This is a genomic window from Chthonomonas sp. (genome assembly GCF_035294505.1).
GTDB lineage: Bacteria > Armatimonadota > Chthonomonadetes > Chthonomonadales > Chthonomonadaceae > Chthonomonas.
In genome coordinates this window covers 14,421-28,748 of record NZ_DATGKU010000242.1, presented here as the reverse complement: position 1 = coordinate 28,748, position 14,328 = coordinate 14,421, and the positions used below count along the sequence as shown (strand labels likewise).

General features: G+C 54.2%; 8 protein-coding genes. 2 read left to right on the top strand and 6 right to left on the bottom strand.

Going from position 1 to position 14,328, the window contains the following annotated elements; translation table 11 throughout:
- Positions 1–9 precede the first annotated feature (9 nt).
- Positions 10–3,726, bottom strand: coding sequence for a hypothetical protein (locus VKV18_RS14530; RefSeq protein WP_324204903.1), 3,717 nt, complete (start codon positions 3,724–3,726; stop codon positions 10–12).
- A 263-nt stretch (positions 3,727–3,989) separates the two neighbouring features.
- Here VKV18_RS14530 and VKV18_RS14525 point away from each other — a divergent pair, with 263 nt between their 5' ends.
- Both VKV18_RS14525 and VKV18_RS14520 read left to right on the top strand, forming a co-directional pair.
- Positions 3,990–6,083: a hypothetical protein gene (locus VKV18_RS14525; protein WP_324204902.1), complete on the top strand. Its 2,094-nt coding sequence runs from the start codon at positions 3,990–3,992 to the stop codon at positions 6,081–6,083.
- A 226-nt stretch (positions 6,084–6,309) separates the two neighbouring features.
- Positions 6,310–9,207, top strand: coding sequence for a glycoside hydrolase family 20 zincin-like fold domain-containing protein (locus VKV18_RS14520; RefSeq protein WP_324204901.1), 2,898 nt, complete (start codon positions 6,310–6,312; stop codon positions 9,205–9,207).
- A gap of 238 nt (positions 9,208–9,445) precedes the next feature.
- Here the strand turns inward: VKV18_RS14520 and VKV18_RS14515 are convergent, their stop codons facing one another.
- The 5 genes from VKV18_RS14515 to VKV18_RS14495 are packed head-to-tail and all read right to left on the bottom strand — an operon-like array spanning position 9,446 to position 14,275.
- Positions 9,446–12,064 carry a cytochrome c-type biogenesis CcmF C-terminal domain-containing protein gene (locus tag VKV18_RS14515; protein WP_324204900.1) on the bottom strand — a complete coding sequence of 873 codons (2,619 nt, stop codon included), beginning with the start codon at positions 12,062–12,064 and terminating at the stop codon, positions 9,446–9,448.
- A gap of 3 nt (positions 12,065–12,067) precedes the next feature.
- A complete protein-coding gene (locus tag VKV18_RS14510) occupies positions 12,068–12,538 on the bottom strand; it encodes a cytochrome c maturation protein CcmE (RefSeq protein ID WP_324204899.1) in 471 nt (156 codons plus the stop codon).
- Between the two features lie 5 nt (positions 12,539–12,543).
- Positions 12,544–12,681, bottom strand: a complete 138-nt coding sequence (locus VKV18_RS14505) for a CcmD family protein (RefSeq protein ID WP_324201919.1) — start codon at positions 12,679–12,681, stop codon at positions 12,544–12,546.
- A gap of 11 nt (positions 12,682–12,692) precedes the next feature.
- Entirely contained in the window at positions 12,693–13,493 is an 801-nt protein-coding gene (locus VKV18_RS14500) for a cytochrome c biogenesis protein (protein ID WP_324204898.1), read from the bottom strand.
- Positions 13,493–14,275, bottom strand: a complete 783-nt coding sequence (locus tag VKV18_RS14495) for a heme exporter protein CcmB (RefSeq protein WP_324204897.1) — start codon at positions 14,273–14,275, stop codon at positions 13,493–13,495. Before VKV18_RS14495 ends, VKV18_RS14500 begins: the two co-directional genes overlap by 1 nt.
- Positions 14,276–14,328: the final 53 nt, after the last annotated feature.

The following is a 14,328-nucleotide window of genomic DNA, read 5'->3' as shown; positions in this document are numbered from 1 at the left end:
TTCCTTTTACTACTTCTCTAACGTGATCGCCGCGATACGAAAATCCGGCGCGTTCGGAAGTTGAATGGCAATTAGCTTGCTCGTCTCGGTAACGGGCACCACATAGTGATAAAGTCCAACTGCTCCAGACTGAGGGCCGTTCGGGCCGTTGTGCCAACGGCAGTAGAACCCTACCTTCTGCAAATTAGCCTCCAAAGTGTTCCACGGGTCTACGGTAAGCGCCCATAGATCGGCCGCATCGCCTCCCCCCGGAATGGCAAATACTAACCGCAGCTGTGTGGGAAGAGCCTTCGAGCCACTGGCCCCCAAAATATGAACAAACCGATAGACCCCACTCTGCTTCCCTAATTCAAGCCGTTGCCCCATACAGGCCAGAAAGTCCTCTCCTTTCTCGTTAGGGCTACCCCATACAAAGGCGATACGACGATTCGAGTCGGGACCGCCATGGTCTACCGGCATCCAGATATTCGAGGGGATGGGGCCGCTAATCGCATAGTTCGGTATTAACGCTCTGGGGAACGAAAGCCCTTGATCGTCGAAACTCCCTATCCCAGGCATCATCTCATTGGTGACGCCCTTAATATTGTAAAACGTTGACAGATCCACAAACTGCAATTTGCCATCCACCACACGCACAAGTTGTACCAAACGGTCATCTACGCGTGTACAGGACGTTGTAGAGGCCCACGTATCGCCCACTTGCAAATCCCACACAAGGTAGTAAAGGCCATCACAAGGAGGTGCGGTTACCCACGCGAGGAAGCCGTTCAGCTTTTGCCCCGGAGCGATATCCTGCGGAATCGGGGTGGTCTCGTCGTTAAAAACATATTCGGTGCCATCAAGGTAGTACCAGTGATAACCAACGCGCACAAGGTTCTTCTTCCATATCTGAGGTCCGTCGTTCATCAAAGAGATGGGCACCGGCAGCCGGTGAGCCGCAGGTAGTTCCCCTGGTATCTGGGTGGAGAGAAAATGTGGGCCGAAATCGTACGATACCACGCATATCGGCATCGCATCTATCGAAACCCCATTTCCTTTACCGTCCGCCACCTCCCACCGAACGAGATAGGTCCAGTCATCACGTTGATGCCAAACCGGCAACGGTTTCCCATCCGGAGACATCAAAGGCAGCTGCAAGGTTACCGAAGCCACACTTCCCGGCGCTACATCCTGAGCGAGTATCATCGAAGCGTCGGCCATGTCAACGGGTGTCTCCGTCTCATGCCCTGACACGGCTTCCTCCACCCGATAGAGCCGTAGTGTCACACGAAACTTCTCCGAGGCTTTCCAAGTCGCAGCCCCGTTATTTCTCAGGAGCGCATGGACGGTATAGACGCTCCCACTCTCCATCATAGGTCGTAGATCGGATTGAATGACCTCAGCCGCAATAGGGGGTAACTCAGAAGCGTTCTCCACCTGTTCCGGCAGTTTCATCATTCCCCCCGGCAAATTCGTGTCGAGGAAAGGGGTATCTGCTGCAGCGCGTTGGAGCGTGGTCAGACCGATTTCCAGGGTATAGGCGCCCGGTGCCAGAGGCGCCCCATTCGGACTAAGCACGTGTATTTGCAGTGGAATGCTCACATTTTGACCTGGAGCCACCGATTCGGGCAGCGGAATAGGTTCGCCATAGGCAACCGGAGTGCCATCTTTTACCCACCGATAGGCCAATGCTATCGGAGTCTGTTTAGCGCCCCAAACCTCCGTGCCCGTATTCTCCACACGGATCAAGGCGTCCACCGTCGAGCCTGCCTCTAGGTGCCGTGGCAACCCAACCGTAAAGAAACGTGCCGACGTCCGATGTAAACCTATCCACTTCTGGGCATACTCGCGGGTAATATCCACGGTAATGTAACCGTCCTCTAAGGAAGGAGCGACCTCTGTCGCATCCGTATAGCCATTCCAGCTGTCCACCAAAATCCAGTTAGGGTCTGCTGAAAGCGCCGCGTTCCAGTGCTCGCGATAAGTGGCACCATCATTCCGGGGCACGTAGTGCTTTACCGCCTCCGCGCTATTGTCACGTACTGTGGGATCGTAGCCAGGCGACAGGGTCGCCAGCTGTATCCACCCTCCCTGCTCTACGGTTACGCCCTTGTCACGGGCCAACTCGAAGACACCGTCCAACGACAGCCCATGATAATCAGGCGTACCGATGAAGAGGAGATCGGATCCTGCAAACTCCTGAGAAAACCGCCGTCGTAAGTCGGTAAAAAGCGAGGGCGTTGGCGATGCAATAGCATCTGCATGAGTTATAAAGACAGGATAGGCGATGCCGCCCCCATTCACCGCATCCAATGGCACACTAAAGCGAAACTCGGGGGGGATATGCTGATAAAAGTCACGAATCCCACTGTAAATGGCCTCTTCCGTTAGGTCACGCGCGCCGTCTAGATCGAGATAGAGGGCAACAAGGGGATAGTCCTGTCGGGAGGCTTTTGCGGCTAACAAAGCCACCACTAACGCACTTAGCCCTTTATCTGCATACTGGTTTCGTGCCGTTAGGCGATACACCGGTAAAATAACATCTATGCCCGCCTGCCGTGCTGCCACGATCTGCTGCAAGTGCCAATCTGCACAATCGTAAGAGAACCACGGACCTGAGCCGTCTAAAGGGTGATGGGCCAAAGCGGTGCTCCCGTCATTATGCACCACGCCCTCAGGGGGCGCCTCTTTCCTTGGATCGGCCTGATAGTTGTAGTAGTAGAGGGCCATTAGGGCTGGCGTAACAGGCTGAGGCTTATGAGGGGCGACCTGCCGGCTAGGATAAAAGGTTATCGGAACAACCGGTTGCGGCACCTGTGGGTGGAACGGCGGGTGCTCACGAGCCTGTTGCGTGTTAAGGGTTACCAGACCGGCACTTGTCTCTCCGCCAAATACAAAAGCCGATTCGGCGTTCCACTCACCTGGGCTAACGGTGCCATCAATGACCGGCTTGGCCGCAGCAAAACGTGGACAAACAAGAGTGTCAATATGGGCAGGCGCTGCGGCTTCACTCAACACAAGCTGTCCCCATAAAGAAGGGTTATAAAGGTCGGACAAGCCGGTAACTCTTGGAGATAGACACAGCAGCTTGGGGCTGTCGGGGGTGGTGGACTGCGTTGCGACCGTGAAACCCAGGCGTACCCCCGGCGCCGGTTTCACTCCCAAATCTACCCACGGAATCGCCGCTTCGAGCGTGTACCCCGGCACAAAGGTTCCGGTAAGGCGTTGTGCTCCGTGAGGCGCTACCGCATATTTGATGATCTGTGAAAGCAAAGCGATTCGTTCGGCCTCACGCTCCTTCTCATCCAGCTTGCTCTCCTGTATCTGCTTGAGTCGCTCGTTGATATCCTCCATCCCGTTGAATAGCGGCTTGAAATCGGGCCCCCGATAAAGCTGCAGTCCACCCACCGCGCTGGCGGCCACCACCACCGTCTTTGTATTTGGCTTGGTGATAGTGTGGTCATCATCCGTTTGGATGAGTATGAGGATGGCATCATCTTTGAGAGGGTCGCTAAAAGGAGTCGAGTTTGTACCGTGAAGTGTGGCCTTATTGACCACTACACCAATGTAGAGGTACTGATCGTCCCATCCCGTATAGCCAACCACCCTATTTGGCCGCTCAGGCTCGGCCAACTCTAACGCGGTGCTGCTGGAGGAAGGAGAAGGAGGAGACGTTTGCGCAGAGGCTTGCAGGAACGCGGGTAGACACCCGAAGATAAGAGCGATGGCAATCGTAATACGCTTCACAAAGTCATTCCTCCCAAATCGGCAGCGTTGCTAGGATTTGGGAATGTAGCATTTTTGCCCTCCCCCTGTCAAGCGGAACAGAGTCAAAAAAGGCAATCGGGAATCTAGCATCTATAATTTTTGTAACCATTATTTATAAAAATATAAATTTTTGCCTTTTTACAAGTTATGATGAACCAATGAATTATAAATTTGCGTCTTTATTTATGTAACGCAGAGAAACCTAGATTTCTCATGTTACACCCTAATAGGAGGCATGCAAAATGAACGGTGAACTAAAAAAGGCGGTGCAAAAGTCCCAAGCGGTCATGCACGAAGCCCACTCGAAGGAGCGCGAGGCATTTAAAGCGCTTCTCCTAACGAATCCAAACTACTTTGGGAACCTCGCCCAAAGCCCCTTCACTCCGGTCTTACCGATCGCCGGCAACACCCACTATGAAGAGCTTGGCTGCGTCGGTTATCACCCACAACAAAAGCGATTCGAGGCCGTGGTCTACATCAATCAGCCTACTGGATACGGCACCGACGTGTGCGGGCCTGGCACACCTGAATATGTGCGCTTCTATCTTTCTTTCGACAACGGAGCCACATGGAACGACCAAGGATTGACGAGCTTCCAAACGTTCAATATCCCACAAGGCACAGAAGGAAGCAAAAGGCTTGAGTATGCTGTCTCCCTTCCAGCAGAGGTCCCACCTCGATTCTGCTTTTTCGATCCGCTGGTTAGGGTTCGCGCTATCCTCTCCTGGAACAATGTGCCCCCACCGAATCAGCCGAATTGGGTTCCCATTTGGGGAAATATGCGCGAGGCGAATATCTTGATTCAACCTTCCCACTTCATACCATGGCCCGTCTTTTTAGAGGTCGGAAAGGTGAAACTACCCCCAGAGCTTACAGAGATCATCGCTTTGGATACACCGATCAAAACCGAGCCGAAAAGTCTCGATGCCACAGCACTAGCTGTGCTCTATCGAGAGAAAGGTGTCCCAGTTCATCGGTTTGCGTTCCAAGAGTTATCCCACTTTCTCTCAAGCCAAACGACACTGAGCGCAGAAGAACTGGCGACCCTTCTCCCTAACGTCAACATTGACCCCAACATCCTTGGTCAGCTCTTTCCTCAAACCAATGGAGATACCAGCTACGAAGAGCTGAAGTGCATCGGTCTCGACCAAAACCTACCCAATACCCTAGTCGGGATCGTCCAAATAAAGCGGCCCATAGGCTACTCCGGTGGCCCTTGCACAAACGGCAGCACAGAGTATGTAACCTTCTGGGCCGACTTCGCCAATAATGGCACTTTCTCTACATGTCTTGGTGTCGCTAAGGTACAGGTCTACGATATTGCCAACATCCCGCCAGAAGGAATCTACTATGCAGTACGTCTTCCGGTAGACCTCACACCCTTCTGTGAACCCTGTCAAGCGGGGCCCAAAGTAGTACCCATCCGTGCTACTCTCTCCTGGAGCGTCCCAGCTCCCTGTTTCAATCCCAACTATGTGCCGGTGTGGGGAAATCGCGAAGAGACGCTCGTAAACATAAACCCCTGCAGCCTAATAGCCTCCGGCAAGATCGCGGTTTTAGGAGGTATCCCCATACCCGCCATTGATAGCACCCTGGGGCTTACCACAAGTCAGGCGGTGTTCGCCCTCAACAATCTGCCCCCTGATCAATATGGCCGACCTTGTCCCTTTGGTGGACGAGTTACCGTGCAGGGTGCCCCGATGGTAGGCTACCGCTACATCGTGGAGGTAAGCCTCGACAAAGTGCTATGGACCCCTGTGTTGACCGACCTCGATGTCACCGATGAATACGGCAACATTAGCGTCCATTCAGCTAATCCGATTACGAACAAATTCGACTACCTGCCCTTCGCTCAAAACATCAATGGCCTGCTAGCCCAATGGGATACATCAGGAGACAGCCTGTGGTGGGTACGACTCTCGGTTTATGACTCCGCTGACAACCTAGTTGGAACCGACATTCACCGCATCCAACTCGATAACACGTCTCCCACAGCAGCGATAGACATTACAACAGGAACGGGAGACTGCGGGAAGTTCACAGCGGGTACAAAACTTGCCGGAAACTTCGTCGCACAAGATGCCTACCTTGGCTCGTTTGGGCTTAGCGTCCTTCCCCCCATTAACGCACCCAACACAGGAATCCCCGTGCCGAACGCCGGTCTAAATAACACCGCTCTTCCCCCAGGCGATCCGTGGACACTCGATACAACGGACATAAAACCCTGCGGCTATGTCATCGTGGTTGGAGTATGGGATCGCGCTATCCTCAACAGCCAGTACGTTGGGCACTATAATGAGGCAAGCGTAGGGTTCTGTCTCGAAGAGCCGTCTTAGAAACGATCCCCTTCAACAAAGACACTTGTCTAAGGTCTGGCGAGGGATATATCGTCCTCATATATCCCTCGCCATTGCTTATTTCCGCTTTCCAACATCCGCCCATTTTAGATAGCGAAATCCCTCTCTGTGCCCTGCCTCCAACTTTGCATATCGCCGCACGAGCCAGACGATCTGTTTCAGAGCCTAAGCAGGATTTCGCTCACCCTCCCTCGAATAAGGAGGCATGATACGCTCGGTGATGTCCGTTCTCTCGGTTTTAACCCTCTGGCTCGCTCTAAGTACTTCCACAATGGCACAAGCCCCAAATCTCAACCCAACAACGCCTACCTCCATCGGCCCGTGGAAAGCCTGGTTTGAAAACGGCGCGATCTCGTTGGACTATCAGGGCATTCCGTTTGCCCGAGGCGGTCAACTGCAACTCTTTGCCCTGAACTACGCACAAGGCTACTACAGCTCCGGCGCGCATCCCCCAGACGTTTCCGTAACTGCTCAGCCCGACGGAAGTCTCACCTATCGTGCTGACTTTCATTATGATGCCGCCGATCGCCATTTCAACGGGGTACAACAGATCACGGTCTCACCAAACGGAACGATCCGCGCTACCCTGCAAGCCAATTGGCAAGACACAGCTCCGGCGCTTATAGAGTGGAATCCACTCCGAATTTGGGCCTATCTGCTGGTCGGTTCCACTCAGAACTGGATCACCCGAGAGGGTCAGCAAAGCCAACAATCTATCTCTTACTTTCCGGTTCCCTGGCGCGGTGCCGAAATTCCCTTCCTCAGCTCCACCTTCTCACACACGGCTATCGGAGAGATAGATCTCGCCTATCAAGCAGATGAGGGCGTCTGCTTCGATGCCCGCTCCGACCCCTATCTTGAAGGAGAGCCGGTTTTTTGGTGTGGCCTCGTCGGAAGCACGTTGTCCCCTGGAGAGACCTTCACCGAAACGCTATCGTTGAAGGTCGTCCCTTCCCAAAATTTGCCTGCTCTACAGACTGCCAAGAGAAGCGAAACGCTCTCCTTAAAGCGCCTCGACACCCAGCAAGCCCAAGTAGGTCCACAACCGCTTACCGATGCACAAGGACACCCTATCCTTGTGCCTCAGCCAAAGCGAGTAGAATTCGCCCAATCCGACTATCCGCTCCCTAAAAAGCTATCTCTTTATCTCTACCTGCCACACAATAAGGAAGGAGAGCGCGTTCACCAAGCGCTCAATGAGCTAGCACACGAGTGGGCCTCAGAGGACGTTCACTTTACTGTCTCTCATGGCGCCTGGGAAAACCGGGGGCTTTTGGTGGCCGTAGCCGATAGGCCATTGCCTGTCCAAGCTCCTGTTCCTCCCGTCCTCCCAGAGAGCTACGCCCTTGAGGTAACTCCAACGGCTGTTATGGTGGTCGGCAGGGATGCAGCCGGTACATTCTATGGTCTACAAACCCTTCGGCAACTTCTCCAACGGAATAGATCAGGCCAACCTATACTTCCTCAGGTATCCATTTCGGACTGGCCCACGCTTGCCTTTCGAGGCGCTCACCTCTTCGTAGGCAAGGAGGCGCTTCCTTTCCATGAAAAGCTCATCGATCGAGTCTTCTCACGCCTCAAGCTGAATAGAATGGTCATTGAGTGCGAATATACGGCATGGAGATCGCATCCTGAACTTCATGTTCCTTTTGCCATGTCGCCTCACGATCTCGCCGAAGAGGTGGCTTTCTGTCGTGATCACTTCATGGAGCCTATCCCGCTCATTGAAACGCTAGGGCATGCACAGTGGCTGTTCGCAAATAACCAACATAAAGACCTCGCCGAAGATGTCAACACACCCTATGCCTACAACGTGAACGACCCGCGCACCTACCACATCGTTTTCGACATTTTCAATGAGGCGATCTCCCTATTTCATCCCCATCTTTTCCACATCGGACACGACGAGGTTACTCTTTTTGGGAAGTATCCGGCCCGACCTGAAAATCAGCAAGAAGGGCTTGTCAAACTATTCGTAGCCGACACGAAACGGCTGCACGACTGGCTGGCCAAGCGCGATATCCGCACCATGATCTGGTCGGATATGCTGCTCAACCCACTAGAAGGGACTCCAACGCCACAAAACCCCTCACTATCCGCAGCTAACGCCCCCACCATTTCGGATGCTCAAGCGATGCGCGCCGCCTTACCAAAAGATATCATCATCTGCGATTGGCGCTACGCACCCGGCAGTGAACAGCGCAATGGCCTTGCCCTCTTTCAAAAGGATGGTTTTCAGGCTATCGGTAGCGCGTGGTACGAGCCGGAGAATATCTGGGGCTGGGCTCAACAGGTTCTGCAAAATCGTTCTTTGGGCACTCTCCAAACAACCTGGGCCGGCTACAACAGCAACGAGAGCCTGTTATCCGAAGATTTTCCACAGTTCAGCGCCTTCGTTTTGGCCGCCGAATATGCTTGGAGCGGCACTAACTTAAAACCCCTCCTACCTGGTCAATCCCCCAACGATACCACCTTGCCCTACACAGCTTCCGAACTTTTCACACGGCTCTACGGCGATCTGCCCGCACCCGGAGTGACACGACCGGGCTGGTTCATCTCACTTTCAAGCGCTGCAAACATTCAACTAGCAGAAGGAGATAACGGCCTGCCTTGGCAGACGGTTCTTACTCCATCGCAAGCGTCTAATCCCGATGTAAACGACCCCAAGACGGGCATCCTCTATGCCAACGACGGCCGCGGCATTCTGCTACGTGGCCTTTATACTGCTGGCTCTCACCTCACACCCACGAGCCTCAATATTCCTGTAGACCGACCTGCACATACAATTGCTATTCTCAGTGCCCTCACCTGCGACATTGGAATAGGCAAAGCGGCGGCCTCTCTTAGTGTCACCTATACCGACGGCACAAAGATCACTATCCCACTACGGTCGGGATACGAGATAGCGGCTCTGAGCGATCTAACCCCATCACGCTCCTATTTCGCCTCCACCATTCCCTACAGCATCGGGAAGCATACAGTGGCACTTCGCCTTTTCCGCTGGCGTAATCCCTATCCATACAAAGACATCCGCTCGCTCACTTTTCGCGCAGAGAACCCATTCGCAGGACCCTTACTTTTTAGCATTACCGGCGTTGAATAGCCTAGGAAGAACGCTCCGTTTGTCGAATACGCCGCATCGGTTGTTCCCCAAGGCATCCACACCGCCTTCGGGCAGAGGATAAGGGCAGACCCCTACTGCGAATCGGAGGATATGCCCGCTAAGAAAGAACCACCGAACCTCGCGGCGTCGGATGCCCCGCCTTGAGGCGTAGGGAGGCGTCGGTCTTGAGGGCAAGCCCCCAACTCTAGACGTGGGGTAGTTGAGTGTTCAGAGGTTATTAAGGACGACTTGGCCTCCGAGCAGCAGCACGTACCGGTTCAGGGCGGGTCGGTTTACCTTGTTTTGTCGGGGGAGTTCGTTTGGGTTCCGCATCGCCTGTTCCTTCCTCCTCCCCAGGCTCTGCCGGCAAGAGAAAACCGGTCTCCTCAATCTCCTGGGCCTCGCGGGCACGTCGCACCATAGCCAAAAGAATTCCGGCTACCGCCAAAAGCACTCCCGTCCACACTAAGTTGATTCCGGGCTTATAGGTAACCGACAGCGGGATCGTCCATCGGGCCGGCAAATCGGGCAAGCTAAATGCAATGCGTGCCTCGTTGGTTCCAACCTTCAGACTATCTAAAATGGCCACTCCGGGTCTTCCCTGCGAGTCGGTAAGCTGGGGCAAGGCTTCGCCGGTCTTTATCAACATCGGCATGCCTTGAGGGGTACGCATGAGAGAGCCATCCGGCGCATGCACAAACTCGATACCTGGCTCCGCCGCAACGATATGGTCTGGTGTATTGAAGGGCTGTTCGGGATCGGTGATGCCGATGATCGCTCCCATATACTGCAGGGGGCGTGTAACGGCTTTGTAGTAGTAGATGCGATAGGGGCCTAACTGTGCCACGGAACGAGGCAGCATAGTTACATAGGGCAGCTCCACCCCCGGCTGACTGGCCAGCGCGATGTAGAGATCATGCCCTACGTACTTCTTGATCGAAGGCCATATCATGGTATCCGGGTTGCCCTGCGCCTCCTCTTCTACCGAAGGACGTGGCACGAACCATCGTGGCTCCATCAAAAACGTTTGACTGTTGCCGGAAGCATCAATCCTGTCTCCACCGGGCGGGGTGATACGCAACATCACTCTGTTCTCCGGATCGTACTCCGGATCGAGCGGTCGCTCCGGCAGTGGCTTGCCGGTCATTCCTTCAAAAGAGATGGTGTAGCCAAAAACCTTAATCGGCCCCTGCCCCTCCTTTAACGTGACCAGGGCAGTCCGCTCAAAAGTATTCGAGAGGATGACACCAATAATCAACACCCCAACGCCCACATGGGCGATCCAGGCTCCGGCGGATAAAGGCTTCTTGCGAAATACCCGATAGGCCAGCATCGCGTTCGAGAGAGCGGCCAAAAAGCCCAACGAGGCCATCGAGATCACCAAAACTCGCTGTCCGCCCGGCCCCATCCATTGATGCAGTGTATCTTTCAGCACCTGTGGATCGCTCACGGCAGCTATTGCACGCTGAGAGCTTAACACCCAAAAGAAAAGTCCGAACCCGAAGGCGATCATGATCAGCCAAGGGATCAGCAGTTTCTGTTTAAACTTCTCAGGGTCGGTTCTTCGCCATGCCAACCAAGGAACGCAAGCAATAACAAACGCGGTGATTAACACAATCGGGAACATCGCTTTATTATAAAACACCGGTGCCGGCGCACTCGGCGGGCGATGCAGCCAACTGAGGAAGAGCGGAGTGGTAGAACCGAGCGTTACAATAGCACAGGCGATCCCCATCAACAAGACGGAAAGCATGAGAGCGAAGTCACGAGATAAAAGCGAGTCGCCCATAGAGGGCCGCTTCGGCATTGTCCGTAGACGCCACAGCCACAAAGCCAGGCCACCGATGCCGTAAAACAGCAGCATGGTAACCATCAATACCAGACCGCTTTTACCGATGTTGTCGAAGGCGTGAACCGACAGCAGCTGCCCGTTGGGCATCTTCGAGGCCAGCGCCCCGGATCGCGTTAAAAAGGTGCCTACCAAGAAAAGCCAAAATGCCAGAAGACCAAAAAACAGGTTCGTACGCACCATCGTCCGACGTGTGCGCTGGGCTAGCAGGCCGTGCGCTAACGCGGTAACCGCCAGCCAGGGAAAGAATGATGCGTTCTCTACAGGGTCCCAAGCCCAAAAGCCATGCCAGCCTAGCGTTTCATAGGCCCAATAACCTCCCATAAAAAGCCCTAGTCCCAACACTGCACTCGACAGCAGCGCATAGGGAAAAACACGAGGTGCCCACCCCTCATAGTCTCGCCAAATAAGGGCTGCCGCTGCGTAGCTGAAGGGCACAGCCAACGACGCAAAGCCGAAGAAGATGGTGGGAGGATGGAGGGTCATCCAATAGTTTTGCAGCGAGGGAGTCAGACCAAATCCATCCGGCGGGACACCCGGCATTCCCGGATGCGCCTTAAGGAACAAGGTATAGGGCGACTGTTTTATAAGGATGGCACAGAGGAAGGCGATCACAGAGGTGTAGATCGGCATGACGCGTGCCTCGTAACGCCTCGCCCGCAACATCACCACGCAGCCGATAATGGCCGTCCAGCAAGCCCATAAAAGGAAGCTGCCTTCTTGCCCCGACCAGGTTGCGGCCAAACGAAACCAATGGTTGTGTAGGTCATTGCCCGTGTGTTGAACCGCGTAGTCGTACTGATAGAGACGGTGATAGACGATGTAGGCCAACGCACCAAATGCCGTGAGCACACTTATAGAGGCTAAGGCATAGAATGCGCGCGCAATGGAACGCCACAAAGTTCCGCTAGATTGCTGCCAAAGTGCCACAATGTAGGCGATAATGACCAGCAGAGAGGCGTTCAACCCAATAAAAACGGCAGTGCTGCCAATAGTTCCCGGTGTCATGGGCTAAGATATCCCTCCCTTGCCATAGGGCAAGGGCTTTCGACTGTCATCGTACTTTGAGGGACATTTTACCACCATGCTCGTTGAAACAAAAACCGTCTGGCCGTTCGGCAAGTGTTGCACGGTGCCCGTGACGGCGGTTTCAGGCGCCGTATCAAAGCTCTCTGGCTTCGCCCCCTTATAGACCACCTCAATGGTCTGATTATGGGGGTCCTGTAAAATGAAGGTAAGCGCTTTCATTTGAGAGTCCCAGCGCACAGTTTGGTGCAGAATCTTTCCCCGCACCTGCACAGGGCCGGTGCTTCGCAGGGCGGTGGCGATGTCTACATACGGCGTCATCGAACTGGTAAACGCCCAAAGCGTGAAACCGATGGCGAGACTGATGATCAACCCCGCAATGATCGGTCCGAGCCTGAATCCACTTGCGCCACGCCGCGTCGGCGATGAGCCTAACACTTCCTCTAAACCCTGCATCGGCGTTATAGAACCTCCTTCTCCTCTATACGAATCTCCATGCGCCGAATGGCACGATCTACCATGAGGAGATAACTAAAGAGGCCTAACCACACGATCAGCGGCACCAGCATCACAAAAAATAGAACGGTTGAGTGGCTCATCCAATACACTCCTATTCCTTTTCCTTAAATTTCTCAGCGAAGTGCTCTTGCCTCACGGCCTTCTGCGTTCTTTGCCAAAGGCTCAGCTGTACCTGTCGCACACGGAGTTGAAATAGCCAGACGAACAGCAACGTAAATGCAAGGAAGGACGGGTAGAGCACCAGTTTGTAGCTCAGACTCGTGTTGGACGGGTCGGAGAGGGTCGTGGTTGGGTGCATCGTCTGCACCAAACGCGGAACAGCCCAAATAAGATATTGGGCCGGTACCAACGCCACAAGGGCGTACACGCTGCTAAGTCGCTGTCTTCTGTCTAAATGCTCTCCTAAGGCCCCCCGCAATACGAGATAGGAGGCATAAAGCAGCAGCATGATCACAATGGAGGTTTCACGCGGGTCCCAGTTCCAAAAGCTTCCCCACTGCACGCCGGCAAATACGGAGCCGGTAACCGTTGCCAACAGACAGAAGAGAAAACCAAGCTCCATCGCCGTTGCCGACTTTATGTCGTGTAGGGTCGCTTTGCTTCGCTCTCCTCGCCGTAAGGCCGACAAACAAAGAACCGCATAAACAACTCCCACAAAGTAGGCGATAGACGAGAGAATCGCACAGGGAACGTGAAAAAAGACGATTCGGGCCGGATCGCCTTGCTTGCCGAACCCCACGGCGCCTTTTGCAATGAAGAAAGCTCCTACAATGACATAGGTCATCAAAAGACCCACCCCGATCTTCCACCATGCACCCGACAGCGTGCCTGAACGCCGTTCAGGACGAACCTGAGCCTCATCCAACTCTTTATTATGTATAGCCGTCATCATTAATCTTCCCAAACATAATTGAACAGCAGGGCCGAAACCGCCACGATCAGCACGCCGAAACTCAGCACTCCCCCGATATTCTTTACGTGTAAAATCGCCGGCGCTCCCCGCATGTAAAGCGACCCAGCTGCATTCAGCAAGAGCAGTAGAAATACCACCAACGTCGGCAGTCCTACCGCCCCATAGAGCGCTCCACTTCCCCGCGCTTTAGATGTTAGAGCGGCTATAATGGTGGCCGTACTGGCCAAGCCCAAACAACCGCTCAACATAAGCACCAGAAAGGCGATGGGCTGGCCTATCGGCAAACCGGTAATCGCCATATAGATCGGTGTCACAACCATAGCGACACCGCACAATAGCAGCAGGTTAAACAATAACTTTCCCGCGTAAACTGCCTCTGGCGACGCATAGAGCCGCAATGTAAACGCCGTACCCGTCTCCTCCTCATGCACAAAGGCATGCGACAGACCGGAGAAAGCAGCAAAACAGAGCAGCACCCAAAGCATCCCCATTTTTGCCGGCGCGTTCCACGCCGGCCGCATCACACCTCGTGGATCGGCCACCAGTTCTTGCTTTAAACTTTCCGTGGCCAACGCCAACAACAGCAGTGAGGCGAAGGTAAAGACACCTACGGCACAAAGAGCTACCCGCGTGCGCAGCTCCGCCTTCAGGTCTTTCATCAGGATCGTTCGTGCTTGCCGAAACCATTCCCCCTGTCTCTTTAGACAGCTGCCACGCCACTCTGTTGCAGAGGCCTGCGCCGCACCCACCTCCGTCAACATTTACGCTCCTCTCGCACACATCTATCAGCCACAGCCCTCCGCCTCCGTGCTGG

Coding starts and splice junctions, on each gene's coding strand:
- VKV18_RS14515 (WP_324204900.1), bottom strand. CDS start 12,064: ATGACACCGGGAACTATTGGCAGCACTGCCGTTTTTATTGGGTTGAAC.
- VKV18_RS14525 (WP_324204902.1), top strand. CDS start 3,990: ATGAACGGTGAACTAAAAAAGGCGGTGCAAAAGTCCCAAGCGGTCATG.
- VKV18_RS14500 (WP_324204898.1), bottom strand. CDS start 13,493: ATGATGACGGCTATACATAATAAAGAGTTGGATGAGGCTCAGGTTCGT.
- VKV18_RS14495 (WP_324204897.1), bottom strand. CDS start 14,275: ATGTTGACGGAGGTGGGTGCGGCGCAGGCCTCTGCAACAGAGTGGCGT.
- VKV18_RS14510 (WP_324204899.1), bottom strand. CDS start 12,538: ATGCAGGGTTTAGAGGAAGTGTTAGGCTCATCGCCGACGCGGCGTGGC.
- VKV18_RS14505 (WP_324201919.1), bottom strand. CDS start 12,681: ATGAGCCACTCAACCGTTCTATTTTTTGTGATGCTGGTGCCGCTGATC.
- VKV18_RS14520 (WP_324204901.1), top strand. CDS start 6,310: ATGATACGCTCGGTGATGTCCGTTCTCTCGGTTTTAACCCTCTGGCTC.